Source organism: Mesorhizobium sp. KR9-304 (assembly GCF_040049215.1).
GTDB lineage: Bacteria > Pseudomonadota > Alphaproteobacteria > Rhizobiales > Rhizobiaceae > Mesorhizobium_K.
This window is the reverse complement of record NZ_JBDZDN010000001.1, coordinates 1,960,505-1,983,059: the sequence shown is the minus strand read 5'-3', so window position 1 is coordinate 1,983,059 and position 22,555 is coordinate 1,960,505. Positions and strand designations below refer to the sequence as shown.

Below are 22,555 nucleotides of genomic sequence, written 5' to 3'. Positions count from 1 at the left end.
TCGCGATTATGCCTCACGACCGCGCCGCGATCGCCGCGGCCGCTCCGCCCATGGTGGTGGCGCTGACGCGGTTGGCGATCCGCATGGCGCGTTCGCTTTTGAGCAGTCTGCGCGCCTGCGCGGCGGCGAGCACCCAGGCCAGATCGATAGCGATCAGCACGATCGCCATGGTCAGCGTGAGTTCCGCCCAGCCGAGCATGGTGACCGAGCCTAGATCGATGATGGTGGGCAGCAGCGCCAGGTAGAACATCATGATCTTGGGGTTGCCGAGGGTGACGGCCATGCCCGCGAGAAAAAGCTTTGCCGGCGAATCCTCGCTCGGCATGCCGCCGTCGCCCATGGCGACGGGCGCGGTCCACATCTTCCAGGCGAGCCAGGCGAGATAGGCGACGCCCACCCATTTCACGATCACGAAGGCGAGATGGAAGGTCTGCGCCACGAAGGCGAGGCCGAACACCGCCATGGACAGCCAGATCGCCTCGCCAATCCACATCGCCGCTAGGAACGGGAACACGTCGCGGAACCCCTTGGAGATCACGCGCGAGACAAGCGCGGCGATCGACGGGCCGGGCGAACCGGCCGCGACCAGGAGCGCGCCGGCGAAGATGAGGAGGGACGTGAATTCCATTGCGGAGATCTCTGGAACAAGCGAGCGCAAAGATAAGCATGTCGATCAATCCGCGATAGGGCCAGCACGGCAAGACCATTCCAGCAGGCTATCGCAGGAGCCGCCGCCTCGGCTCGTAGGGACTGTCCGGATTGACGTCGAGGTCGACTTGCCTGACGCAGCTTTGCGGCTGGCTGTGCCGCCGGCCGGAGCGGCACGGCCCTTCGATCATCTCGGCGTCGGCCACCTCCGCCAGCATCAGGCATTTCCACTGCCCGTGCACAGGACCCTTGCTGCCCTCACCTTCGAACTGCCAGGTCAGCGCCTTTTCGGCCTTGTCAGTGTGGCCGAGAATGATCGGGCAGAGGGCGCGCGGGTGGCCCTGGTACATGCAGACGACGGGCTTTCGGGCCGCCATCGCCTCGGCGAACAGCTCGTAGGTGCGGCTGGGCATGGGCTCCTCGGTCCTCGGCGCGAGTTGAAATCCAGACGCTCGCGCGCTAAATCTAGCTCAAGCTAGCTTAAATGGAATATTGGCCATGCGCATCGTCGGAGCCTTCGAGGCCAAGAATAAGCTCGGCGCCTTGCTCGATCTCGTCGAGCAGGGCGAGGAGATCACGATCACACGGCACGGCAAGCCAGTCGCGCGGCTCACTGCACCCACTGTGCAGCCGGGGAGTGAAGCTGCCCTCCAGGCAGTGGAACGGATCAAGGCCATGCGAAGAGGCGTGACCCTCGGCGGCATACCAATCAAGGAACTGATCGAGGACGGCCGCAAGTGACGGTGGTCGACGCATCGATCACGCTAAGCTGGTATTTCGACGACGAGAAATCGCTCGCTTCCGATCAAGTGCTGGATGCGGTCGGCAAACTCGGCGCAACCGTCCCTGGGCACTGGAGGCTCGAAGTGGCGAACAGCCTCAGAACCGCGGTGCGCCGCGGGCGCGCCACATCTGACTATCGCGACGCCGTTCTTCAGCAGCTTTCCAACCTGCCGATAGCGATTGATTCCGAGACGGCCGCGCATGCCTGGGCAGGGACGCTTGCGCTTGCGGACAAGCACAGGCTGACGCCTTACGACGCGGCCTATCTGGAACTCGCACTAAGGCGAAATCTGCCGCTTGCGACACTGGACAACGCTCTGCAATCGGCGGCACAGACCGAGGGAGTGAATGTGCTCCCGCGCACGCTATAGTTCCGATCTCTTAAGCCGCGCCGGCCACCTTCGCCGACTTCTCGAAGCGCTTGCGCTCGTTGGGATCGAGATAGAGCTTGCGCAGGCGGATGGTCTTCGGCGTCACCTCGACCAGTTCGTCGTCCTGGATCCAGGCGAGCGCGCGCTCCAGCGTCATGCGCACCGGCGGGGTGAGCTTCACTGCCTCGTCCTTGCCGGCGGCGCGGATGTTGGTGAGCTGCTTGCCCTTCAGCACATTCACTTCGAGGTCGTTGTCCCTCGAGTGTATGCCGATGATCATGCCCTGATAGACCTTGACGCCCGGGTCGATGACCATCGGCCCACGGTCTTCCAGGTTCCACAACGCATACGCAACCGACTCGCCCTGCATGTTGGAGATGAGCACGCCATTCGTGCGGCCGGGCAACTCGCCCTTATAAGGCTGGTAGGCGTGGAACAGGCGGTTCATCACCGCGGTGCCGCGCGTGTCGGTCAACAGCTCGGACTGATAGCCGATCAGGCCGCGCGTCGGCGCATGGAAGACGATGCGCTGGCGGTTACCGCCGGAGGGACGCAGCTCAACCATCTCGGCCTTGCGCTCGCTCATCTTCTGCACGACGACGCCGGCATGCTCCTCGTCGACGTCGATGACGACTTCCTCGACCGGCTCCAGCAACTCGCCGTTCTCGCCCTTCTTCATGACGACGCGGGGTCGCGACACGGCAAGCTCGAAGCCCTCGCGGCGCATGGTCTCGATCAGCACGGCAAGCTGCAATTCGCCGCGGCCGGAGACGTAGAACGAATCCTTGTCTGCGGATTCCTCGATCTTAAGCGCGACATTGCCTTCGGCTTCGCGCATCAGGCGGTCGCGGATGACCCGGCTGGTGACCTTGTCGCCCTCGGTGCCGGCGAGCGGGCTGTCGTTGACGATGAAGGACATGGTGACGGTCGGCGGATCGATCGGCTGCGCGTGCAGCGGTTCGGTCACCGCCGGATCGCAGAACGTGTCGGCGACGGTGCCCTTGGACAGGCCGGCTATGGCGACGATGTCGCCTGCCTGCGCCTCGTCGATCGGCTGGCGCTCGAGGCCGCGGAAGGCAAGGATCTTCGAAATACGGCCGGTCTCGACCAGCGAGCCGTCATTGGCGAGCACCTTGACCGGCTGGTTCGACTTTAGCGAGCCGGATTCGATGCGGCCCGTGATGATGCGTCCGAGGAACGGGTTGGCTTCGAGCAGCGTGCCGATCATGCGGAACGGGCCGGGGTGAACGGTCGGCGCCGGCACGTGCTCGACGATGAGGTCGAACAGCGGCGCCAGGCCCTGGTCCTTCGGGCCTTCCGGATTGGCCGAGACCCAGCCGTCGCGGCCCGAGCCGTAGAGAATCGGGAAATCGAGCTGCTCGTCGGTGGCGTCGAGCGCGGCGAAGAGGTCGAACACCTCATTGACCACCTCGACATGGCGGGCGTCCGGGCGGTCGATCTTGTTGATCACGACAATCGGCTTCAAGCCGACCTTGAGCGCCTTGCCTACGACGAACTTGGTCTGCGGCATCGGTCCTTCGGCCGCGTCGACCAGCACAATGGCCGAATCCACCATCGACAGGATGCGCTCCACCTCGCCGCCGAAATCGGCGTGGCCAGGCGTATCGACGATATTGATGCGGTAGTCCTTCCAGTCGACCGAAGTCGCCTTAGCGAGGATGGTGATGCCGCGCTCCTTCTCGAGATCGTTCGAATCCATGGCGCGTTCGGCGACGCGCTGGTTCTCGCGGAAGGAGCCGGCCTGGCGGAGGAGCTGGTCGACGAGCGTGGTTTTCCCATGGTCGACGTGCGCGATGATCGCGATGTTCCGAAGGTTCATGATATGGTCTCGGGGGTGCTGCGGCACATGTTTCCGGCGCCGCGAAATCGGTTTGCGCGGCTCATACAGGTTTTTTCGCAGTTGCGAAAGGGGCGGATGGTTACTGAAAATTAGCCATTGGGGTGCGACAAGAAATCGCTAACCAAGACGGATCGTTTTGGCGATGACGCGGTTAACGGGCATGACGATGGCATTTTCCAGGATTTTGCGTGCGACCGCCGGCACCTCCGCAATAGCGGTTCTGCTCGCTGCAGGGGTGGCGCATTCGACGGCCACCCGGCATCTGGACCGCCCGGCAATCCTGGCGGCAACCGCGGCGCAGGAAGCTTTCCCGGACGCCGACTACGGCGTCGACCCGATGGTGACCGGGCCGACGAGCGCATCCTTCAAGATTCAGCAGGCACAGGCCGGCTGCGACAAGGCGGTCTGGCCAAGCGTTCCGCTCGACTGCTATCCGGATCGGTAGCTCACTAATGTAGCCAGCGGTGCGATGCCCGATCCGCCCCGGGTGCGGAAGCGGACATCGCGCGGAACGAACCTAGGTTACGCCGAGCGGACGGGATCGAGCGTGACCTTGTAGAGTTCACTGTCGTCGCGATCCATCAGGCGAACCGTCATCTGCTCCGTCCGTCCGTCGATGTCGACGATGCCGAAGAACTGCAGGCCGGCCGAAGGCGGCAGGTTCTGGCCCTGTTCGGCGGTTGGCGCCTTCACATATTTCAGTTCCGGGCCGAAGGTCGGGTCAAGGTCGCCGGGGCCGAACGTGCCGGCATGCAGCGGGCCGGAGACGAATTCCCAGAACGGCGTGAAATCCTGGAATGCCGCCTTGTCGGGATTGTAGTAGTGCGCCGCGGTATAGTGCACGTCGGCCGTCAGCCACACGGTGTTGTCGATGCCGGCGGTCTTGATGTAGCGCAACAGGTCGGCGATCTCCAGTTCGCGTCCGCTCGCCGCCCCCGGCTGCCCGTTGGCGACCGCCTCGGCGCCCTTCTTGTTGGCGGCGTCGTTCCAGACGATGATACCGAGCGGCATGTCCGACGCGATGACCTTCCAGGTCGCCTTCGAATTGGCGAGCTCCCGCTTCAGCCAACGCACCTGCTCCTCTCCAAGGATACGCGACCGGGGCGTCATCTCGGTCTCGACGGCGTCGCCGTTGGGACCACGATAGGAGCGCAGGTCGAGGAAGAATACGTCGAGCAGCGGCCCGTACGCGATCTTGCGGTAGACGCGGCCGGGCTCCGCGGGCGTGAAGCGGATGGGCGTCATTTCATGGAAGGCGCGGGCGGCGCGCGACGTCAGCAGCGGGACCGACTTTTCCGTATAGCGGTCGTCGGCGGTCAGATCCTTCGAGCCCGACCAGTTGTTGACGACCTCATGGTCGTCCCACTGGAAGAACGTCGGCACCTGCGCGTTGAAGGCGCGGCAGTGCTCGTCCATCATGTTGTACTTCCACTGGCCGCGATATTCGGCCAGCGTCTCGGCGACCTTGCTCTTCTCCTCGGTCAGCACCTTGTTGATCCATTTGGAACCGTCTTTCAGATCGACCTCGGCCTTCAACGGACCGTCGGCATAGATCGTGTCGCCGGAGTGCAGGAAGAAATCGGGCGTGTGCCCGGCCATGGCCGCATAGGTGACCATGCCCTTGTCGTCGATGCCCCAGCCCTGCCCCACGGTGTCCCCGGACCAGGTGAACCGGACGTTGCGCTTGGACGCCGGCGCGGTCTTGAAGCGGCCGACGATCGGCTCGGAAACGGCATTGGCGTCGGATAGGTCGACGGCGCTCATGCGGTAGAAAATGTCCTGGTCCGAAGCGAGGTCGGTGAGCAGCCGCTTCACCGTGAAGTCGCTTTCGGGCGCCGCGTCGAGCGGTGGCAGCCTGATGGCATCGGCGAAACTTTCGGTGGTCGACACTTCGAACGTCACGCGCGACGGACGGTCGATGCGCGTCCAGATCATGCCGGAGGTCGTGTCGACATCACCCGACTGCACGCCATGGGTGAAGGCGGGCCGCGTGTTGGCGCGGGAATAGTAGGGCATCGCGAGGCCCGATGCGGCCACGAGGCCGGCTGCGCTCGCCGATGTCACGAAAGTCCTGCGGGTGAGTTTGAGGTGGGGGCTCATGGCTGTCTCCTGGATGGCTGGAACACACGGGAGGACCCTTCGCCCCTCGATGTTGCAGGGCGATTGCAGTTTGATGAAACTTTAGCGACCTCGCGGCGACGGGCCGCGGACCGGCCTATGTCAGTCCGCGCTTGGCCATCATCGCGTCCGGGGTAGGCATCTTGCCACGGAAGGCCGTATAGAGCGCTTCCGGGTCGGCCGAGCCGCCCGAGGAATAGATGTTCTTCTTGAGCCTGGCGGCAAGGTCCGGATTGAACGGATCGCCGGTCTCCTCGAAGGCCGAGAAGGCGTCGGCGTCCAGCACTTCCGACCACATGTAGGAATAATAGCCGGCCGAATAGCCGTCGCCGGAGAAGACGTGGCCGAAATGCGGGGTGCGGTGCCGCATGACGATGGCGTCCGGCATGCCGAGCTTCGCAAGCGTCTCCGCCTCGAATTTCTTGGGATCGGCCGGCGCCTCCTTCTGCGAGTGATAGGCCATGTCGACCAGCGCCGACGAGGTGAATTCGACCGTCCGGAAGCCGGCATCGAAGGTGGAGGCCGCGAGCATCTTGTCGAGCAGCGTTTTTGGCATCGGCTCGCCGGTCCTGTAATGCCGCGCATGTTTCTCCAGCACCGCAGGCACCGTCAGCCAGTGCTCGTAGAGCTGCGAGGGCAGCTCCACGAAGTCGCGCGAGACGGAGGTCCCCGACTGCGACGGCCAATAGGCCTCGGTCAGCATGCCGTGCAGCGCATGGCCGAACTCGTGGAACAGGGTCTTCGCCTCGTCGAGTGAAAGCAGCGCCGCCTCTCCTACGGGCGGCTTGGCGAAGTTCATGATGTTGTAGATGATTGGCGATGAGCCGTGGCCGAGCTTGTAGCCGGACTGCAGCGCACTCATCCAGGCGCCGGAGCGCTTGGACGGCCGCGCGAAATAATCGGCGAGGAAGAGGCCGCGCCGCGAGCCGTCGGCGTTGAGCACCTCGAAGACGCGCACATCGGGATGCCAGGCCGCGATGCCTTCTCTCTCGGCGAAGCCGATGCCGAAGAGCCTAGTCGCCACGTCGAAGCAGGCTTCTATGATCTTCTCGAGCTGGAGATACGGCTTCAGCTCGGCCTCGTCGAAGGCATATTTTTCCGCCCTCAGTCGCTCCTGGTAGAAGCGCCAGTCCCAGGCGGCGAGTTTTTCATTACTGCCGGCCGCGGCGGCGAGCCGCTGCAGTTCGGCCTCGTCTGCAGCCGCCTTTTCGCGCGCCTTTTCCCAGACCGGCTCGAGCAGCCCGAACACCGCCTTCGGCGTCTTGGCCATCGTGTCGTCGAGCTTCAGCGCCGCATAGCTCTCATAGCCGACGAGCTTCGCCTTCTCGGCGCGCAGCGTCAGCATCTTCGCCACCACCGCGGCGTTGTCGGTTGCGCCGCCCGTCTCGCCGCGCCCGGTGAAAGCCTTGAATGCCTTCTCGCGCAGGTCGCGGCGCTCGGAAAAGGTGGTGAACGGCTCGTAGAGCGAGCGCGAGAGGGTCACGGCGTATTCGCCCTTGCGCCCCCGCGCCTCGGCCGCACCCGCCATCGCGCTCTTGAGGAAGTCGGGCAGGCCGGCAAGGTCCTTCTCGCCGAGGAACATCACCCACTCCTTCTCGTCGGCCAGAACGTTCTGGCTAAAGGAGGTGCCGAGCGAGGAAAGCTCCTCGTTGATGGCCGCGAGGCGCGTCTTGCCGGCGGCGTCGAGTCTGGCGCCTGACTTCACGAAGCCTTTCCAGCTCTTCTCGACGAGCCGAAGAGTTTGGGCATCCAGGCCGAGCGAGGCGCGGCGCTGATAGAGGTCGTCGATACGGGCAAACAGCTTTTCGTTCATTGAGATCGCCGAGAAATGCCTGGACATTTTTGGCGAAATCTCGCGCTCCATCGCCTGGATCGTATCGTTGGTGTTGGCGCCGGCCTTGCACCAGAAGATCGACGAAACGCGATCGAGCGGGTCGCCGGCAAGTTCCATCGCGGCGAAGGTGTTTTCGACCGTCGGCTTCTCCGGATTGTTGGCGATGGAATCGATATCCGCCTGATGGGCGGCAAGTGCTGCGTCGAAGACCGGCCCGAACCCGTCGTCGCCGATGCCAGGGAAATCGGGCAGGCCGAGCGGCCCATCCCAATGGGTAAGCGGGTTGCGGTCGAGGTCGACGGAGCTTGTCATGAGGAGCTTCCAGAGGAGGGCGGAACAGAGAACCGATGTAGGGATATGGGTTGTCGCCCGCAATGGTATCGGCGGCGCGTTGGTAACCCGCGCGGCTATTCTTCGGGCCGCTCGAAATCGCCGGTATCGCGGTTCATCACCCAGAGCTCGCCGGTCGAGATGTCGAACCAGGCGCCCGACAGCGTCAGCCGCCCCTTGCCTTCAAGAATGCTGACGCAGGGAAAAGTGCGCAGATTGGCGATCGAATAGCGGATCGAGATGCGCTCGAGCGCCGTATGGCGTTCGGTGGCCGTCATCAGCGTCGAACTGGTGACCGTCTCGGCGGCAGGTCCGATCAGGCTCATCCACTTTCCTATGAAGTCGCCCGGCGAAAGCGGGCCGGCGGACGTGTCGAGCGCAGCCTTGATGCCGCCGCAGCGGCCATGCCCCATGACCACGATGTTCTTGACCTTGAGGCTTTGCACGGCGAATTCGAGCGCCGCGGAAGTGGAATGGAATTCGCCGTCAGGCGCATAGGGCGGCACCAGATTGGCGACGTTTCGCACGACGAACATCTCACCCGGACCTGCGTCAAAGATGGATTCCGGCGCGGCGCGCGAATCGCAGCACGCAATCACCATTGTCTCCGGCGCCTGGCCTTCGCGCGCCAGCGAGCGGTAGCGCCCGCTTTCGGTGGGATAGCGGTCGCTCATGAAGTTGCGGTAGCCGGCGAGCAAATGTTCGGGGAGATGAGCCATGGCCGGACATTAAGGACAAAAATTGCCGCGCTGCAACATGGGCCAGAGGTCGGCCGGGCGATCACGCCCGGATGGCGACAGGGATTCCATGGGCGTCGCGACCGGGCGGATCGGGAAACGAGACGGCTTGACCGCGCGCGATGCGGTCCGCGACGAGCGTCATGCAGCAGGCGTCGAGGAAATCGTCGGGTTTCGCTCCGACGGGCGGCTTCTGATCGAGGAACTGCAGGTCGTAGCCATGCCGGCAAAGCAGCGCCTGGCGTTCCTCCATGCCTGCCGGGTTCACGACGCCCTTGACCTTCTTGGGAAGGCGCATGGGCTGGCCGCCATTCATCCGCATGAAGGCGACCTCCGGGTGCGACTCCAGCACGCGTTCCCGCAGATCGGGCCGCTCGCTGAGCAGCACATCGATCTCGCGGATTTTCGGAAAGATGCCGAAAGCCTGTATCGAAACGCCGCGCTGCGGATCGGATGTGCGACGCGCCACCTCGCTGGCTCGCCGATGCGCCGCGTGCCACGCATCCACTGTCGTAAACGTCGCAGTTTCGGCATAGACAGCTGCTCGGGATGGAATGGAAAAGACGCCTGACTGGCGCTGTCCGAGCAGCGGACGTACCAGCGCTTCCGGTCCTCGCCCGCCCCGTCGTGAAAAATCCGGCAGGCCGATCGGCATGTCGACGGCGATGATTGTCTCGTCGGGAAAAACGTTGAGCAGTTCGGCAAAGGCAGCGAAGACCCGGACCGACGGCTCGTCATTGTCGTGCCGCCAGACCGCGATCCAGCCGCCCGGGCAGCCGTCGACGCCGACGACCGTGCCCGACGGCACAGCTACGCCCGCTGATCCCGGCCGGGATGGGTGAGATGGCGGAACTGTACCATCGCCATCGGATGCGACAGGCTGCGCGCGTCCGTCTCGAGCTGAAGTTCGTCGCCGCCGCGCTTGGCCGTGCGGGCAAGAATCTCGTAGACCGCCGCGGTCGTCGTCTGCAGCGCCTTGGCGTCGGGCTGGCCGGCCAGGAGCCGAGCCAGGAAAACGGCGGCCGTCAGATCGCCGAGCCCGTTGGGCGGGCCGGGAATTTGCCGGTGCTCGGCAAGCAGCGCCTCGGTCGGCGTCACCAGAAGGTTGCCAATGCCGCCAGCCATCATCGCCGGTGCGGACGTGACCAGCATGCGAGGCGGACCAAGCTCCAGCGCGGCGGCGGTCGCCGAGCGCAGGTCGTCGAGCTTCGCCCCAACGATCCACTCGAGCTCGTAGCGGTTGGGCGTGGCGATGTCGGCGAGCGGCAGCAAAAGATCGCGCATCGCCTCGGCGGTCGCCTCGGGAACGTAGAGCCCGCCGGCGTCGCCCATCACCGGATCGCAGACGTAAAGCGCGCTGGGGTTGCGCGCCTTCACCCGATGCACGAGAGCGGCGACATCGACCGCCTGGCGGGCATCGCCGAGATAGCCTGACAGCACGCCGGCGACTTCGCCGAGCCAAGGCGCGCGCTCGAGATCTTTCATGAAGGCGGAAAACTGGTCCGCGTCGGGAACGATGCGGGTCGCCGGACCGTGGCCGGGATGCCAGGGCAACAATACGGTCGGTACGGCCCAGACCGGATGGCCGAGCGTCTCCAGCGCGAAGACGGCTGCCCGGTTGCCGACCGATCCCCGCGCCACGTGGCTCGAGATGACGATCACCGCCCGTGGCGTATCGACCGCACTTCCATTCATTCCGCTACCCGCCCCTCGCGAGGTAAAGCACAAGCCATACAATGACACCTATCAGCAGAAGCGCGCCGAGCGTCCTGCCTATCCGCGTGCCCCAATACTCGGCCCAGTCGTCCTCGTCCACATCGGCTGCCGTGACATGGTCGTGGGCTCGTCTCGCAGCGCGTTCCACGACCGAACGGCCGCCGCTTTCGGCTTCCTGCGACACGCGTTCGAGGATGCGCCGCGATTCGGCCTTCCGCTGGCTGTCCTGGTCATCCGCCATATTCCGGAGACTCCTCGCTCGCCGTCGATGCTGCCGGCCAAGTTCTTCATTCACACTATCGGCGATTGCGCAACCACCACGCTTGCCGCAACTGTCATTTGCACGCGTCATCGTGCTAAATGTCGTCCCGGTTCGATCGCAACCCCGAGGGATGTCCATGCCCAGCCGATTTTCACTGGTCCAGAAGCCCGCCGCATTCCGTCTGCTCCCGGCTTTCGTCTTCCTGGCGTTCGCCCTGCCGCTGCTGTCAGCCTGCGGCTACAACACCATTCCCACCCTGGAGGAGCAAGCCAAGGCCGCCTGGAGCGAAGTGCTGAACCAGTACCAGCGCCGCGCCGACCTCATTCCCAATCTGGTCGAAACGGTCAAGGGTTATGCCGCACACGAGAAGGAAGTGCTGGAGGGCGTGGTCGAGGCCCGCGCCAAGGCGACGCAGGTGACCGTGTCGCCGGACATGCTGACCAACCCGGAAGCATTCAAGGCGTTCCAGGAAAGCCAGTCCGGGCTGACCAGCGCGCTGTCGCGGCTGCTTGCCGTCGTCGAGAACTACCCGGACCTCAAGGCCAACCAGAATTTCCTGGCGCTGCAGGCACAGCTCGAAGGTACCGAGAACCGCATTGCCGTGTCGCGGCGCGACTACATCGAGGCGGTCAGGGTCTACAACACCTCGCTGAGGACCTTCCCTTCGATTCTCTGGAACTCGCTCTGGTTCCGCAACCAGCCGTTCCAGAACTTCACCGCCTCCGACGAGGCCATGCAGCCGCCAAAGGTCGATTTCAACTAGACTCAGGTGAGCCAGACGGGATGGGAACCTTGCGTCCCCTCGCGATGTCGAGCGCCAAGGCAGGAGGGCTGACGGGCGTTCTGCTGACGTCCTTCCTCCTGACCTTGTGCCTCCTCCTGCCTCTCGCGGCGTTCGCGCAGACCCTGCCGGCGCTGACCGGGCGCGTCGTCGACAATGCCGGGCTGGTCGATCCGGTAGCCGAAGCAGCGCTCGTCCAGAAGCTCGAAGCCTTCGAGCAGAAATCCTCCGACCAGATCGTGGTCGCCACGATCGCCAGCCTCGGCGGCGAGGCGATCGAGCCGTTCGCCAACCGTCTTTTCCGCGCCTGGGGGCTCGGTCAGGCGGGAGAGGACAACGGCATCCTGCTTCTGGTCGCCCGCGACGACCGCAAGATGCGCATCGAGGTCGGCTACGGGCTGGAAGGCACGCTGACGGACCTGCATTCCAGGCTGATCATCGAGAACACGATGGTGCCGGCGTTCCGCGCGGGCGACTTCGCGGGCGGCATATCGGGCGCGGTCGACGACATCATCGTGGCGCTCGAAGGCAATGCCGCCGAGCTCGAAGCGCGCGCGCAGCGCAACCAGCAGACGACAGGCTGGGATCCCGATACGCTGATCGTCGCCCTCTTTTTCGTCGTCTGGGCGACCCTGTTCTTCGGCGGCTTCGCATTCGCCATACTGCCGCGCATCTACGGCCGCAAGCTTGGTCCCGGCCGCTACCAATGGCTCGGCATGACCTTCGACTATAACGCGCGCGAAGGCTCGGGTTCGTCTGGACGCGGCTGGTCCTCGGGCTCCTCCGGCGGGGGATGGTCGGGCGGTTCTTCCGGCGGCGGCTTTTCCGGCGGCGGCGGATCGTCGGGCGGCGGCGGATCATCGGGGAGCTGGTAGATGGCGCGACAGACCATGACCCAAGAGGACCATGACCGCATCGCCGAGGCGATCCGCACCGCCGAAAAGAACACGGCCGGCGAGATTTACTGCGTAGTCGCGAAGGCGAGCGACGGCTATTTCTTCTCCGCTTCCATGGTGGTGGCGACCTCGATCCTGGTCATCAGCCTAGCCGTCGCCTTCGTCATGGAAGCCTGGTGGCTGACCATGCGGCTGCCGGTGTTCGTCGGCGCGCAGCTTCTGGCGCTCGCCGCCGCGCTGGCGCTGGTCTACGCCCTGCCCGCGCTGCGTATCAGCCTCGCGCCACGACGCTGGCAATATATGCGTGCGCACGACAACGCACTGAAGCAGTTTCTGGCGCGCAACGTCCACTTGACCGCCGAGCGGACGGGGGTGCTGATTTTCGTGTCGCTCGCCGAGCGTTACGCGGAGGTCATCGCCGACGCGGGCATCGACGCAAAGGTGCCGCAGGACATGTGGGACTCGATCGTCGCAGGACTGCTCGACGACGCGCGTCGCGACAGGCTGGCCGACGGTTTCGTGACGGCAATCGCGGCCGTTGGCGTGCTGCTTGCCGAACATTTTCCGGCCCGGCCGGACGACGTCAACGAGCTCGACGATCATCTCGTCGAAATCTGATCTCGTCCAAAAAAGGCTAGTCGGGATAGAGTTGTGGCAGACGGCCGGTTGCTGCGATTACCTGCTTGCCAGGGAGTCCGGGCAGCGCTTATGGTTAACAAATCATGAATACGCTGACGATCGACATCAGGAAAGCCGAGCTGAGGGACGCCGCAGCGATTGCCGACGTGCACCAGCTGGCCTGGCGCGGCGCCTATAGTGGCATCATCCCGCACCGCGCGCTGAACAAGATGATCAACCGACGCGGGCCGGACTGGTGGGCGAACGCGATCCGCCGCGCAGCGACCGTCCTGGTGATCGAGATCGGCGGCAAGCTCGCCGGCTATGCCACGATCGGCAAGAACCGCGCGCGAGAACTCGCGCAGCAGGGCGAAATCTACGAGCTCTACCTGCGGCCGGAATACCAGGGCATAGGGCTGGGCAGCAGGCTGTTCTCCGCGGCGCGCAAGAAGCTGTCGGATTCGGGCTTGCGGGGCCTTGTCGTCTGGGCGCTGGAGGAGAACGGCGGCGCACTGTCCTTCTATGAAGGCGCTGGCGGCCGCGACATTGCCGAAGGCGTCGAAATCTTCGACCAGAAGGCTCTGAAAAAAGTCGCTTTCGTCTGGGATTGAGCCCCGGCGCGTCTCGCCCGCTCTACCTGTGTTCGCTTTCGGCCGGCCCGCGTGGTGCGCCATGTCTTGCGACCGCGATCAGGATGACGCCCAGCATCACGGCAATCAGAATGTGCCACAGGAAATGCGTGCCGAGCGGAAAAGCGGCGCATACGTCCTGATCGACGGCACGGAAGACGAAACCGGCCAGGAGGATGATCGCGCAGGCGATGCAATACCATCCCGCCTGGCTGCCATGGGCCAACGCCACGACGCCAAAGAATGCGAAGCCGGCCAAGGCCGGGAGATACGCAGTCGTGCCGTTGCTGGCTTCGCTCAGCCATGCGGGGACTAGATAGGTCACGACGGAAGCGGCCGCGATGTAGGCGGAGAAATAGATCGCCGTCTTCGTCCAGTTCAGGCCCGCGAAACGGCGCAGGCAGAAGATCGCCATTGCCAGGGTGAAGGTGGCGATCGGGACGATATCCGCCCACTTCGTCAGTTCGATCGCCGTGGTATGGAAGAGAAGCGAGCCGAGGCCGATCGCCACGACCCACCAGCAGAGAAGCGCGGCGTAAACGCCGGTTTTCCTGGAGCGCACCTGCGCCAGGCCGAAAAAGCCGGCGCCGACAATCAGGAGATTCGTAAGCGCGTTGACGGGCTCGGACCACAAACTCGGATCCGTTCGCTCGCAATAGATATCCACGGACGCGAACAGCCGGTCCATTCCGAGCCTCCCGAAAGCACACCTTGGCGTTGCACATACGCTAAAGGCGATTCGCCGCGTGTAGGGAAGCGCATAGATGCAACCCCCCCTGAGAAACCCGCATCCGTGCGCGGCAGAATGACTACCGCGACTTTTCGTCGGACCATCAATTCCTCGAGCCGCATTGCGCTGGGCCTGACCTGCTTGTATCCATCGGCAATCACGTGAGGCAAACGGCATGCGCATTGAAGCGATACCCAGCGGCAACAATCCGCCCGAGGACGTCAACGTCATCATCGAGGTGCCGATCGGCGGCGAGCCGATCAAATACGAGATGGACAAGGCGGCCGGCACGCTGTTCGTCGACCGCTTCCTGCACACCTCGATGCGCTATCCCGGCAATTACGGTTTCGTTCCGCACACGCTGTCGGGCGACGGCGACCCGATCGACGTGCTGGTCTGCAACACGCGCGCGCTGGTGCCAGGCTGCGTCATCAACGTGCGCCCGATCGGCGTGCTGGTGATGGAGGACAATGCCGGCGAGGACGAGAAGGTGATCGCGGTGCCGTCGCCCAAGCTGACGTTGCGCTACGAGAAAGTCACCGAATACACGCATTTGCCCGACATAACCCTGCAGCAGGTGCAGCACTTCTTCGAGCACTACAAGGATCTGGAGCCCGGCAAATGGGTCAAGATCGGCGGCTGGTACGACAGCGCCCGCGCGAAGAAGATGATCGTCGATGCGATCGAGCGGGCCAAGGCGAAGTAGATCAGTTTTCGCTTCGCTCTCAGACCCCGACACCACGTCGGTCGGTTCGCCTGCTCAGCTCCGAAATCCTGCGCGCGCCGCGCCCCTGATGCCCGACGGACCCCTAGCCGATCGCACGCTTCAGGGTTTCAGCCAGCATCGCTCCGTCGCCGGAGAGGCGAACGGTCTTCAGCCTCGACGTCGAACCGGCGACCACATGAAGGGAAGTCCTGGGCAGGCCAAGGCGCTTGGCAAGCAGCCGTTCGAGGGCAGTGTTGGCAGCACCCTTCTCCGGCACGGCCCGCACCCGGACGGCAAGGTGGATCGAACCGTCGGCGGCCGTCCCGAGGCCGTCGATCGCATCGACCGATGCTTTCGGCGTCAGCCGCACGAAAAGGTCGAGCCCGTCGGCGCGAAGCCTGAAGCAGGAGGCCAAGGCGAGGGAGGTCAGGCCAGCAGCGCCGGCGCGATGGTGTTTACGATGAACTGGCGGATGAAGAACAGGATCAGCAGCAGGACGATCGGCGAGATGTCGATGCCGCCGAGATCCGGCATGTACCGGCGGATAGGCCGCAGCGCCGGCTCGGTCAGGCGGAACAGCATGTTGCCGATCGTGCCGACGAACTGGTTGCGCGGATTGACCACGTTGAAGGCATGGAGCCAGGAGAAGATCGCCGAGGCGATGATGATCCACCAATAGATGTCGAGCGCCAGGACCACGGTCTGAATGAGGGCGAGCATGCCGGTCTCCTATGAACCCGCGACATTTAGCCATTGGCCGGCGGGGCGGCAAGGGCGCAGCGTCGAGATGACCTCGAGATGACCGCCGGGACGATAGAAACCGGCCACTTGCAGGCGCGAGCAATGCTTGACAGGCAGGGAAGCCGGTCGATAAATGCGCCATCCGCTGGACGGGGCTGTAGCTCAGCTGGGAGAGCGCGTCGTTCGCAATGACGAGGTCAGGGGTTCGATCCCCCTCAGCTCCACCAGCGGGTCAAACGCGGCAGCGCGTTTTTTTGCCTCCCCGCTCATCAAATCCGCTCGGCGATCGCCTGGAACAGCCTGACGCAGTCGAGGTCGACCGGATCGTCGACCGGGACCGGCTGCGAGGAGAAGCGCACGATCGTCACCTCCGCCGCCGGATCGACATAGAGCCACTGGCCGTGGATGCCGATGGCGCAGAAGGCGCCGCTTTCGCGCCCGCTCGAATACCATTTGTTGCGATAGCTGCCGTTGGCAAAAAGATGCGGGAAATCGCCTGCCTTCCAGGCCGCGCGGTCACCCGCACCAAGCGTATCGCGCACCCAGCGCTCGGAGACTACGTGCCCTATCGGGCCGACACCGCCTAGTCGCATCATCTCGCCGACCCGGGCGAGATCGCGCGCCGTCATCGAGACACCGCCGGCAGCCCTGGCCGTGCCGGCCCGGTCGATAGTGACCAGCCCGTCGGAATGCGCGCCGACCCCGCGCCAGAGCCGGTCGCGCATGATGTCCGCATAACGCTGGCCGGATGCGCGCTCGACGACGATCCCGAGCAGGTCCGAATTGGGCGAGCGGTAGCGGAACGGGCCGCCATGCGCCCCTTCAGCCTTGTCGAGACTGGCGAGAAAACCGAGCATGGATTCAGGCTCTTCGCCCGTCAGCGGCGGGTTCCACAGCATGGCGCGACGGTAGCGGCCGTAGGCGCTCATCGGGTCGAGGTACGTCTCTTCGATGGCGACGGCGACGCGCATGTCGAGCACGTGCCGCACCGTCGCTTCGGCGTAAGCCGAATGCGACATTTCCGGCACGTAGTCGATGACGGGCGCCTCCGGATCGAGCCTGCCCTCGTCCTCGAGCACGCCGGCAAGGATCGCCGTCAGCGACTTGCTGATCGAAAAGATGATGTGGCGGTCATGCGGACGATGCAGGGGGGAATGATGATCGGCAACGACCTTGCCGGACTTCATCACGACGAGGCAATCGGTGTCGCAGCTTTCGAGGAAGGCGCCGACCGTCGCGACGCCACTGGAAAGCTCGATCTTTTGGCCGAGCAGCCAGGCAGGGTCGGCCAGCGGAGGCTCGGACCGGCCGGACGCCGCCTCGATCACGGCGCTCGGCACCAGTTCGGCGACGTTGGTGAAGCTCCAGCGCGAATAGGGGCTGGTGCGCCAGTTCGCAAGCGTCACGGCCTCGCGCGCAAAACCGTAGCGGCCGCGGAACAGATTTTCGGGCAGGGTCATGGATTGTCTTTCGCGGAACGCCAGGGAGCGACGCCTTTCCGCATTGAAGGAAAGCCGGCCCGGCGGATATCCGCCGGGCCGGTGCTTGCGCTTACTTCTGCAGTTCGGTCCAGATCTTGGTGTAGAGTTCCTGCACCTCCGGCGCGCAGGTCTGCGACGGCACGGCGATCGACTTGAGCTCCTCGGGAACCTCGATCTCCATCGCCCCCTTCATGTCGGCTGGCATGAAGGCTTCGGAACCGGCGATGCCGTTGGCATAGCGATGGAAGGCCGAGTTCATGCCGGCATTCTCGGGGTCCATCATGAAGTTGAGGAACAGCTTGGCGTTGTCGACGTTCTTGGCGTCCTTGAGGATGGCGATGTTGTCACTCCACATCACGAAGCCTTCCTTCGGATAGGCGTAGTGGATGGCCGGATTGGCGAGCCGTTGACGCATCGCGGAACCGTTCCAGTCGCTCGACGCCGCAAAGTCGCCCGACCCCATTTTCTGGATCGTGCCGTACTCCATGGCGACCCAGTCGGGCTTGGCCTTGACCAGCGTGTCGCGGACCTTCTTCAGGATTTCGAGGTCGCCGGTGCATTTCTTGCCGCCATTGTAGAGCACGGCCGCGTCGATCACGTCGGTCATCTCGGGAACGACGTTGACCTTGCCCTTCAGCTCGGCAGGCGTGTCGAAGATGATGCCCCAGGTGTTGATCGGGCCCTTGTAGACGTCGGTGTTGACGACGATGCCGACGGTGCCCATCGCCCACGGCACCGTGTAGTGGCGTCCGGGGTCGAATTCGGGGTTCTTCAGGTCTTCCTTGACGTTCTTGAAATTGGCCATCTCGTCGGGCCGCGACTCCAGAAGCAGCCCTTCCTGGATCCAGATCGGGATGTAGTTTTGTGACGGCACGACCATGTCGAAGCCGTGGCCGCCCTGGCGGATCTTGGCGAGCGCCGTGTCGTTCGAATCATAGTCGGTGATGGTCACCTTGACGTTGTTTTCCGTCTCGAACTTCTTGATCATCTCGGGGCTGGTGTAGTTGCCCCAATTGTAGATTTGCAGCTCGCCTTCCGCGCTGGCGAGGCTGGTCGAGGCCAGCAATGCGGCCCCTACGGCCGCGGCGGTTATTTTCCAGTTCATCGTTATGGCTCCCATTTGTCAGCTCTGTTTCCTGCTCGCGAAGAAGAAAAGCGTCACGATCGCGACCGACAGCAGCAGGAAAACGGTCGAGATCGCATTCATTTCGGGCGTTATCGCCCTTCTCAATTGGCCGAGCATATAGGTCGGCAGCGTATCCTGTCCCCCCGATTTGACGAAATTGGTGATCACCACATCGTCGAGCGAGATGACGAAGGCAAGCATCAGGCCGGCCAGAATGCCGGGCCACAGCAGCGGCATGGTGATCCGGCGGAAGGTCTTCCAGGGGGTGGCGTAGAGGTCCGCGGCCGCGCGTTCCAGGGTCAGGTCCATGCTTTCGAGCCGCGCCCTGATTGGCAAATAGGCGAACGGAATGCAGAAAGCCGTGTGCGCGATGATGAGATAGCCGAGGCCTGAATAGCCGGTGAACACCTTGATGCGCGAGAAGAAGATCAGGAGCGCCACCGCCGTCACGATTTCCGGCACCATCAGCGGCTGGTTTATGAAGGCGTATTTGAAAGTAAGCCCGCGATAAGGCGCCGTGCGCGTGGTGGCGAGCGCCGCCATGGTTGCCGCGACCGTCGCAAGCACCGCCGCGGTCGAGGCAATCTGGAGCGAGCGGATCGACGCCTCGATCACCGCCTCGTTGTTCCACGCCGCCTCGAACCAGCGCAGCGAGAAGCCTTCGAAATTTGCGAGCGAGGTGCCGGCATTGAAGGAATAGAAGACGAGGATGAGGATCGGCGCATAGAGCGCGGCGAAACAGGCGACCGCGATCGTCGTGAAGCCTGGCTGCCGGCGGATCGAGAACGCCCTAGCCATGATGCTGCTCTCCGCCGGCGCCGGCGTTGCGGACGTAGACGAGCAGCGTGATCATGACGACGACCATCAAGGCGATGGAAAGCGCTGCGCCCAGCGGCCAGTTGCGGCCCTGCCCGAACTGCAGCTCGATCAGATTGCCGATCATCAAATTCTTGCCTCCGCCGAGTATCGACGGCGTCACATACGCGCCGAGCGAGGGAATGAAGACGAGGATGGAGCCGGCGATGACGCCGGGCTTCACCAGCGGGAAGATGATGCGCCGAAGCACGTTGAAACGGGTCGCATAAAGGTCGTAGCCGGCCTCGACCAGTCGGAAGTCGAGCTTCTCCATGCTGGCGTAGAGCGGCAGCACCATCAGCGGCAGATAGACATAGACCATGCCAATCATGATGGCGAAGTCCGTGAACAGCATCTGGATCGGCGTATCGGTCAGGCCTATGCCGATCAGCAGCTTGTTGACGATGCCCTCGTTGCGGATGATCTCGAGCACCGCGAAAGTGCGGATCAAGAGGTTCGTCCAGAACGGAATGGTGATCAGGAACAGCCAGATGTCGCGGTCCCTCTCGCGCCGCGTGGCGATGAAATAGGCGGTCGGAAAGCCGACGATCAGCGTGATGACGGTGGTCGCCAGCGAAAGCTTCACCGAGCGCCAGAAGATCGAGAGGTGCGCGTCGGCGAAGGACAGCGTCTCATCGAATATGTCGCGCTGGAAAAGGACGGAGGTCCAGCCATCCCACGAGAACTCCCATTTGACGTCGCCATAGGGGCCGGGCGCCAGGAAGGAGTAAACGAGAACGATGAAAAGCGGGCCTATTGCCGCGAACAGGATGATGATGAGCGCGGGGGCCGAAAGCAGCCAGCGATTGGCGACGTCTTTTCGCGCCCTCGCCTCCGCCGTCTGCGCCACAGCCGCCATTGTCAATCCTTCAGGATTTGCGCGACACCGGCGCTGACGGCGATGCCGATCCTGTCGCCGGCCTCCTGGCTGCATCGGCCGCTCTTCGCATTCTGCTGGCGCACGACGAAATGCGCGCCATCGTCAAGCGTCGCATGGATATGCGTGTCGGTGCCTAGATAGACGACGTTGGCGACCGTGCCCGAAAGAAGCCCGGCGCCCGGCTCGACCGTCTGCGCATGCTCCGGACGAATGACGACGGTGACGCGGCCCTCGGGCTTCGTGCCGGCTGGGAATGTCGAGCGGATCTCGGCTCCAGAGGATAGCGCAACGGTGGCCGTCTCGCCTTCGACGGATTTCACGTCGCCGATCAGGAAATTGGTCTCGCCGATGAAGTCGGCGACGAAACGTTCGGCCGGCCGGTCGTAGATTTCCCAGGGCGCGCCAATCTGCAGAATCCTTCCCCCGGACATAACCGCGATGCGGTCGGACATCGCCAGCGCCTCTTCCTGGTCGTGGGTGACAAAGATGAAGGTGATGCCGGTCTCGCCTTGCAGGCGCTTCAACTCGATCTGCATCTCCTTGCGCAGCTTGTAGTCGAGCGCCGAAAGCGGCTCGTCGAGCAGCAGCACCTTCGGCTGCGGCGCCAGCGCGCGGGCAAGCGCGACGCGCTGCTGCTGGCCGCCGGAGATCTGGCTGGTCCGGCGCTCGCGCATACTCTCCATGTGCACCAGCTTCAGCATCGCCGAAACGCGCGCCTCGACCTCGCTCTTCGGTTTGCCCAGCATCTCCAGCCCGAAGCCGATATTCTCCGCGACGGTCATGTGCGGGAAGAGCGCATAGCTCTGGAACACGGTGTTGACCGGCCGCTTGTAGGGCGGCAGCGGCGCTATGTCGCTGCCGTGAAGCAGGATCTCGCCGCTGTTGGGGAAATCGAAGCCGGCAATCAGGCGCAGCAGCGTGGTCTTGCCGCAGCCCGAAGGGCCGAGCAGGGTGAAGAACTCATTTTCCCGGATGGAAACGGAAACATTGTCGAGCGCAGTCACCTGATGCTCGCCAGAACCGAAGAGTTTGCTCACTCCGCGGGCTTCTATCGCCGCCTTGTCATTCGTAACCGCCACGCTGCCTCGATACCCTTGTCCCCTGCGGAGCACCTCTTGCGACGGGCGTTCCGCGCAGGAAGGTCAGCATAACGGACGCAACTTGGCAATCCGGCGCGAGGCGCTTGCGCATTCTTGGTCGGCGCGGCTAGGGTCGCCCGGCTTTTTCGGGAGCCGGTTTTTCGGGAACGGAGACTTCATGAAGACGATCTACTCGCCGCTGCATGCCGGGCATTCGGGCACGATGGAACTGATCGGCGGGTCGATCGTGCCCGGCTTCGAGATGCCTTCGCGCGCCGAATACATACGCGCGCGGGTGGAAAGCGAAGGCCTCGGCCGGATCCTGCCGCCGGCCGAGCACGGCTTGGAGGCTGCCGCGCGCGTCCACGCGCCGGACTATATCGATTTCCTGCCGACGGTCTGGCCGCTTTGGACGGAATCGGGCCGCGACGGCTCGGCCCTGCCCTTCACATGGCCGACACGAGGACTGCGCGGCGACGTTCGGCCGCGGACGATCGACGCGCTGCTCGGCTTCTATTCCTTCGACGGCGGCGCGCCTTTCATCGAAGGCACCTGGACGGCGATCAAGTCGTCCTATGATGTCGCGCTGACCGCGGCCGCACTCGTGCAGGGCGGCGAACGCTCGGCCTTCGCGCTTTGCCGCCCGCCCGGCCACCATGCCGGCGACCGCTTCATGGGCGGCTACTGCTACATCAACAACGCGGCGGTGGTGGCGCAGTGGTTCAAGGACCAGGGCGCCAAGCGCGTCACCATCCTCGATGTCGACTATCACCACGGCAACGGCACCCAGCAGATCTTCTACCAGCGGGGCGACGTGCAGGTGCTCAACCTGCATGGCGACCCCATGACCGAATATCCATTCTTCCTCGGCCATGCCGATGAGACTGGAGAAGGCGAAGGCGCGGGCTTCAACGTCAACTACCCGATGCCCTTCGGCACCGCCTGGAACGTTTGGAGCGCCGCGCTGGAAGACGCCTGCCAGAAGCTGGTCGCCTATCGCCCGGATGTCGTCGTCGTGTCGCTCGGCGTCGACACGTTCGAGAGGGATCCTATCAGCAAGTTCAAGCTGAAGACCCAGGATTATCCGAAGATCGGCGCGCGCATCGCCGCACTCGGCCTGCCGACGCTGTTCGTCATGGAAGGCGGCTACGCGGTGGAAGAGATCGGCGTCAATGCCGTCGGCGTGCTGACCGGCTTCGAGGGGAATTAGGGCGCGCAGGCGGCGCGCCCGCGTCTGCCCGCCGACGACACCTCATCGATAGCTCCATTGCGTCCGCCTATAGCGTCCATCGGCGCGGATGGTCTGCGCAAAGCTTTCATTTGACAGACCCATATTGCATCCAATATGCAATGACGCGACTACGAGCCGTGCC

At 64.1% G+C, this 22,555-nt stretch carries 26 protein-coding genes and 1 tRNA gene; 10 read left to right on the top strand and 17 right to left on the bottom strand.

Going from position 1 to position 22,555, the window contains the following annotated elements; translation table 11 throughout:
• Positions 1-13: 13 nt before the first annotated feature.
• A complete protein-coding gene (locus ABLE71_RS09530) occupies positions 14-628 on the bottom strand; it encodes a LysE family translocator (protein WP_348783099.1) in 615 nt (204 codons plus the stop codon).
• Between the two features lie 88 nt (positions 629-716).
• On the bottom strand, positions 717-1,061 hold the full coding sequence (locus tag ABLE71_RS09525; protein WP_348783098.1) for a hypothetical protein: 345 nt from the start codon (positions 1,059-1,061) through the stop codon (positions 717-719).
• Between the two features lie 85 nt (positions 1,062-1,146).
• Between ABLE71_RS09525 and ABLE71_RS09520 the strand changes: the two genes are divergently transcribed.
• A complete protein-coding gene (locus ABLE71_RS09520; RefSeq protein WP_348783097.1) occupies positions 1,147-1,389 on the top strand; it encodes a type II toxin-antitoxin system prevent-host-death family antitoxin in 243 nt (80 codons plus the stop codon).
• Positions 1,386-1,802: a type II toxin-antitoxin system VapC family toxin gene (locus ABLE71_RS09515; protein WP_348783096.1), complete on the top strand. Its 417-nt coding sequence runs from the start codon at positions 1,386-1,388 to the stop codon at positions 1,800-1,802. The genes ABLE71_RS09520 and ABLE71_RS09515 overlap by 4 nt, the downstream gene beginning before the upstream one ends.
• Before the next feature lie 10 nt (positions 1,803-1,812).
• On the opposite strand, the gene typA is transcribed toward ABLE71_RS09515, so the two are convergent.
• A complete protein-coding gene (gene typA / locus ABLE71_RS09510; RefSeq protein ID WP_348783095.1) occupies positions 1,813-3,642 on the bottom strand; it encodes a translational GTPase TypA in 1,830 nt (609 codons plus the stop codon).
• Positions 3,643-3,823: 181 nt separating this feature from the next.
• On the opposite strand from typA, the gene ABLE71_RS09505 reads away from it, so the two are divergent.
• Positions 3,824-4,108 (top strand): hypothetical protein, encoded by a 285-nt coding sequence (locus ABLE71_RS09505; RefSeq protein WP_348783094.1) that lies wholly within the window; start codon positions 3,824-3,826, stop codon positions 4,106-4,108.
• Between the two features lie 77 nt (positions 4,109-4,185).
• Here the strand turns inward: ABLE71_RS09505 and ABLE71_RS09500 are convergent, their stop codons facing one another.
• From ABLE71_RS09500 to ABLE71_RS09475, 6 genes are all read right to left on the bottom strand, one after another.
• Positions 4,186-5,763, bottom strand: a complete 1,578-nt coding sequence (locus ABLE71_RS09500) for an alkaline phosphatase (RefSeq protein ID WP_348783093.1) — start codon at positions 5,761-5,763, stop codon at positions 4,186-4,188.
• Positions 5,764-5,878: 115 nt separating this feature from the next.
• Positions 5,879-7,927, bottom strand: coding sequence for a M3 family metallopeptidase (locus ABLE71_RS09495; protein ID WP_348783092.1), 2,049 nt, complete (start codon positions 7,925-7,927; stop codon positions 5,879-5,881).
• A gap of 95 nt (positions 7,928-8,022) precedes the next feature.
• Entirely contained in the window at positions 8,023-8,664 is a 642-nt protein-coding gene (locus ABLE71_RS09490) for a carbonic anhydrase (protein ID WP_348783091.1), read from the bottom strand.
• 61 nt (positions 8,665-8,725) lie between these two features.
• Positions 8,726-9,490 carry a DUF429 domain-containing protein gene (locus ABLE71_RS09485; RefSeq protein ID WP_348783090.1) on the bottom strand — a complete coding sequence of 255 codons (765 nt, stop codon included), beginning with the start codon at positions 9,488-9,490 and terminating at the stop codon, positions 8,726-8,728.
• A gap of 2 nt (positions 9,491-9,492) precedes the next feature.
• On the bottom strand, positions 9,493-10,377 hold the full coding sequence (gene pdxY, locus ABLE71_RS09480; RefSeq protein WP_348783089.1) for a pyridoxal kinase PdxY: 885 nt from the start codon (positions 10,375-10,377) through the stop codon (positions 9,493-9,495).
• A 4-nt stretch (positions 10,378-10,381) separates the two neighbouring features.
• Positions 10,382-10,639, bottom strand: a complete 258-nt coding sequence (locus ABLE71_RS09475) for a hypothetical protein (protein WP_348783088.1) — start codon at positions 10,637-10,639, stop codon at positions 10,382-10,384.
• A 157-nt stretch (positions 10,640-10,796) separates the two neighbouring features.
• Between ABLE71_RS09475 and ABLE71_RS09470 the strand changes: the two genes are divergently transcribed.
• The 4 genes from ABLE71_RS09470 to ABLE71_RS09455 all read left to right on the top strand — a co-directional run bounded on the left by ABLE71_RS09470 (position 10,797) and on the right by ABLE71_RS09455 (position 13,566).
• On the top strand, positions 10,797-11,423 hold the full coding sequence (locus ABLE71_RS09470) for a LemA family protein (RefSeq protein WP_348783087.1): 627 nt from the start codon (positions 10,797-10,799) through the stop codon (positions 11,421-11,423).
• 29 nt (positions 11,424-11,452) lie between these two features.
• Positions 11,453-12,316 carry a YgcG family protein gene (locus ABLE71_RS09465; RefSeq protein ID WP_348783086.1) on the top strand — a complete coding sequence of 288 codons (864 nt, stop codon included), beginning with the start codon at positions 11,453-11,455 and terminating at the stop codon, positions 12,314-12,316.
• Complete coding sequence (locus ABLE71_RS09460) at positions 12,317-12,955, top strand: TPM domain-containing protein (RefSeq protein ID WP_348783085.1); 639 nt, start codon at positions 12,317-12,319, stop codon at positions 12,953-12,955. It begins immediately after the preceding gene.
• A 104-nt stretch (positions 12,956-13,059) separates the two neighbouring features.
• On the top strand, positions 13,060-13,566 hold the full coding sequence (locus tag ABLE71_RS09455) for a GNAT family N-acetyltransferase (protein ID WP_348783084.1): 507 nt from the start codon (positions 13,060-13,062) through the stop codon (positions 13,564-13,566).
• Between the two features lie 22 nt (positions 13,567-13,588).
• Here ABLE71_RS09455 and ABLE71_RS09450 read toward each other — a convergent pair whose 3' ends face one another.
• Positions 13,589-14,272, bottom strand: a complete 684-nt coding sequence (locus tag ABLE71_RS09450) for a ceramidase domain-containing protein (protein WP_348783083.1) — start codon at positions 14,270-14,272, stop codon at positions 13,589-13,591.
• Positions 14,273-14,489: 217 nt separating this feature from the next.
• Here ABLE71_RS09450 and ppa point away from each other — a divergent pair, with 217 nt between their 5' ends.
• A complete protein-coding gene (gene ppa, locus ABLE71_RS09445) occupies positions 14,490-15,020 on the top strand; it encodes an inorganic diphosphatase (RefSeq protein ID WP_348783082.1) in 531 nt (176 codons plus the stop codon).
• 103 nt (positions 15,021-15,123) lie between these two features.
• Here ppa and ABLE71_RS09440 read toward each other — a convergent pair whose 3' ends face one another.
• Positions 15,124-15,435, bottom strand: coding sequence for a DUF167 family protein (locus tag ABLE71_RS09440; protein WP_348783081.1), 312 nt, complete (start codon positions 15,433-15,435; stop codon positions 15,124-15,126).
• Positions 15,436-15,446: 11 nt separating this feature from the next.
• Complete coding sequence (locus ABLE71_RS09435) at positions 15,447-15,740, bottom strand: YggT family protein (protein ID WP_348783080.1); 294 nt, start codon at positions 15,738-15,740, stop codon at positions 15,447-15,449.
• Between the two features lie 172 nt (positions 15,741-15,912).
• Here ABLE71_RS09435 and ABLE71_RS09430 point away from each other — a divergent pair.
• Positions 15,913-15,988 (top strand) — tRNA-Ala (locus ABLE71_RS09430).
• A 42-nt stretch (positions 15,989-16,030) separates the two neighbouring features.
• On the opposite strand, the gene ABLE71_RS09425 is transcribed toward ABLE71_RS09430, so the two are convergent.
• From ABLE71_RS09425 to ABLE71_RS09405, 5 genes are all read right to left on the bottom strand, one after another.
• Entirely contained in the window at positions 16,031-17,221 is a 1,191-nt protein-coding gene (locus tag ABLE71_RS09425; protein WP_348783079.1) for a serine hydrolase, read from the bottom strand.
• 91 nt (positions 17,222-17,312) lie between these two features.
• On the bottom strand, positions 17,313-18,347 hold the full coding sequence (locus ABLE71_RS09420) for an extracellular solute-binding protein (protein ID WP_348783078.1): 1,035 nt from the start codon (positions 18,345-18,347) through the stop codon (positions 17,313-17,315).
• Positions 18,348-18,365: 18 nt separating this feature from the next.
• On the bottom strand, positions 18,366-19,166 hold the full coding sequence (locus ABLE71_RS09415; RefSeq protein ID WP_348783077.1) for an ABC transporter permease: 801 nt from the start codon (positions 19,164-19,166) through the stop codon (positions 18,366-18,368).
• On the bottom strand, positions 19,159-20,082 hold the full coding sequence (locus ABLE71_RS09410; protein ID WP_348783076.1) for an ABC transporter permease: 924 nt from the start codon (positions 20,080-20,082) through the stop codon (positions 19,159-19,161). Before ABLE71_RS09410 ends, ABLE71_RS09415 begins: the two co-directional genes overlap by 8 nt.
• A gap of 2 nt (positions 20,083-20,084) precedes the next feature.
• Positions 20,085-21,182: an ABC transporter ATP-binding protein gene (locus ABLE71_RS09405; protein WP_348783075.1), complete on the bottom strand. Its 1,098-nt coding sequence runs from the start codon at positions 21,180-21,182 to the stop codon at positions 20,085-20,087.
• A 178-nt stretch (positions 21,183-21,360) separates the two neighbouring features.
• Between ABLE71_RS09405 and ABLE71_RS09400 the strand changes: the two genes are divergently transcribed.
• Positions 21,361-22,392 carry a histone deacetylase family protein gene (locus ABLE71_RS09400; RefSeq protein ID WP_348783074.1) on the top strand — a complete coding sequence of 344 codons (1,032 nt, stop codon included), beginning with the start codon at positions 21,361-21,363 and terminating at the stop codon, positions 22,390-22,392.
• The last annotated feature ends 163 nt before the right edge of the window (positions 22,393-22,555 follow it).

Excerpts from the sequence above, each read along its gene's own strand:
- ABLE71_RS09530 (WP_348783099.1), bottom strand. The coding sequence starts at position 628 with ATGGAATTCACGTCCCTCCTCATCTTCGCCGGCGCGCTCCTGGTCGCG.
- ABLE71_RS09525 (WP_348783098.1), bottom strand. The coding sequence starts at position 1,061 with ATGCCCAGCCGCACCTACGAGCTGTTCGCCGAGGCGATGGCGGCCCGA.
- ABLE71_RS09520 (WP_348783097.1), top strand. The coding sequence starts at position 1,147 with ATGCGCATCGTCGGAGCCTTCGAGGCCAAGAATAAGCTCGGCGCCTTG.
- typA (WP_348783095.1), bottom strand. The coding sequence starts at position 3,642 with ATGAACCTTCGGAACATCGCGATCATCGCGCACGTCGACCATGGGAAA.
- ABLE71_RS09505 (WP_348783094.1), top strand. The coding sequence starts at position 3,824 with ATGACGATGGCATTTTCCAGGATTTTGCGTGCGACCGCCGGCACCTCC.
- ABLE71_RS09500 (WP_348783093.1), bottom strand. The coding sequence starts at position 5,763 with ATGAGCCCCCACCTCAAACTCACCCGCAGGACTTTCGTGACATCGGCG.
- ABLE71_RS09495 (WP_348783092.1), bottom strand. The coding sequence starts at position 7,927 with ATGACAAGCTCCGTCGACCTCGACCGCAACCCGCTTACCCATTGGGAT.
- ABLE71_RS09490 (WP_348783091.1), bottom strand. The coding sequence starts at position 8,664 with ATGGCTCATCTCCCCGAACATTTGCTCGCCGGCTACCGCAACTTCATG.
- pdxY (WP_348783089.1), bottom strand. The coding sequence starts at position 10,377 with ATGAATGGAAGTGCGGTCGATACGCCACGGGCGGTGATCGTCATCTCG.
- ABLE71_RS09475 (WP_348783088.1), bottom strand. The coding sequence starts at position 10,639 with ATGGCGGATGACCAGGACAGCCAGCGGAAGGCCGAATCGCGGCGCATC.
- ABLE71_RS09470 (WP_348783087.1), top strand. The coding sequence starts at position 10,797 with ATGCCCAGCCGATTTTCACTGGTCCAGAAGCCCGCCGCATTCCGTCTG.
- ABLE71_RS09460 (WP_348783085.1), top strand. The coding sequence starts at position 12,317 with ATGGCGCGACAGACCATGACCCAAGAGGACCATGACCGCATCGCCGAG.
- ABLE71_RS09455 (WP_348783084.1), top strand. The coding sequence starts at position 13,060 with ATGAATACGCTGACGATCGACATCAGGAAAGCCGAGCTGAGGGACGCC.
- ABLE71_RS09450 (WP_348783083.1), bottom strand. The coding sequence starts at position 14,272 with ATGGACCGGCTGTTCGCGTCCGTGGATATCTATTGCGAGCGAACGGAT.
- ppa (WP_348783082.1), top strand. The coding sequence starts at position 14,490 with ATGCGCATTGAAGCGATACCCAGCGGCAACAATCCGCCCGAGGACGTC.
- ABLE71_RS09435 (WP_348783080.1), bottom strand. The coding sequence starts at position 15,740 with ATGCTCGCCCTCATTCAGACCGTGGTCCTGGCGCTCGACATCTATTGG.
- ABLE71_RS09425 (WP_348783079.1), bottom strand. The coding sequence starts at position 17,221 with ATGACCCTGCCCGAAAATCTGTTCCGCGGCCGCTACGGTTTTGCGCGC.
- ABLE71_RS09420 (WP_348783078.1), bottom strand. The coding sequence starts at position 18,347 with ATGAACTGGAAAATAACCGCCGCGGCCGTAGGGGCCGCATTGCTGGCC.
- ABLE71_RS09415 (WP_348783077.1), bottom strand. The coding sequence starts at position 19,166 with ATGGCTAGGGCGTTCTCGATCCGCCGGCAGCCAGGCTTCACGACGATC.
- ABLE71_RS09410 (WP_348783076.1), bottom strand. The coding sequence starts at position 20,082 with ATGGCGGCTGTGGCGCAGACGGCGGAGGCGAGGGCGCGAAAAGACGTC.
- ABLE71_RS09400 (WP_348783074.1), top strand. The coding sequence starts at position 21,361 with ATGAAGACGATCTACTCGCCGCTGCATGCCGGGCATTCGGGCACGATG.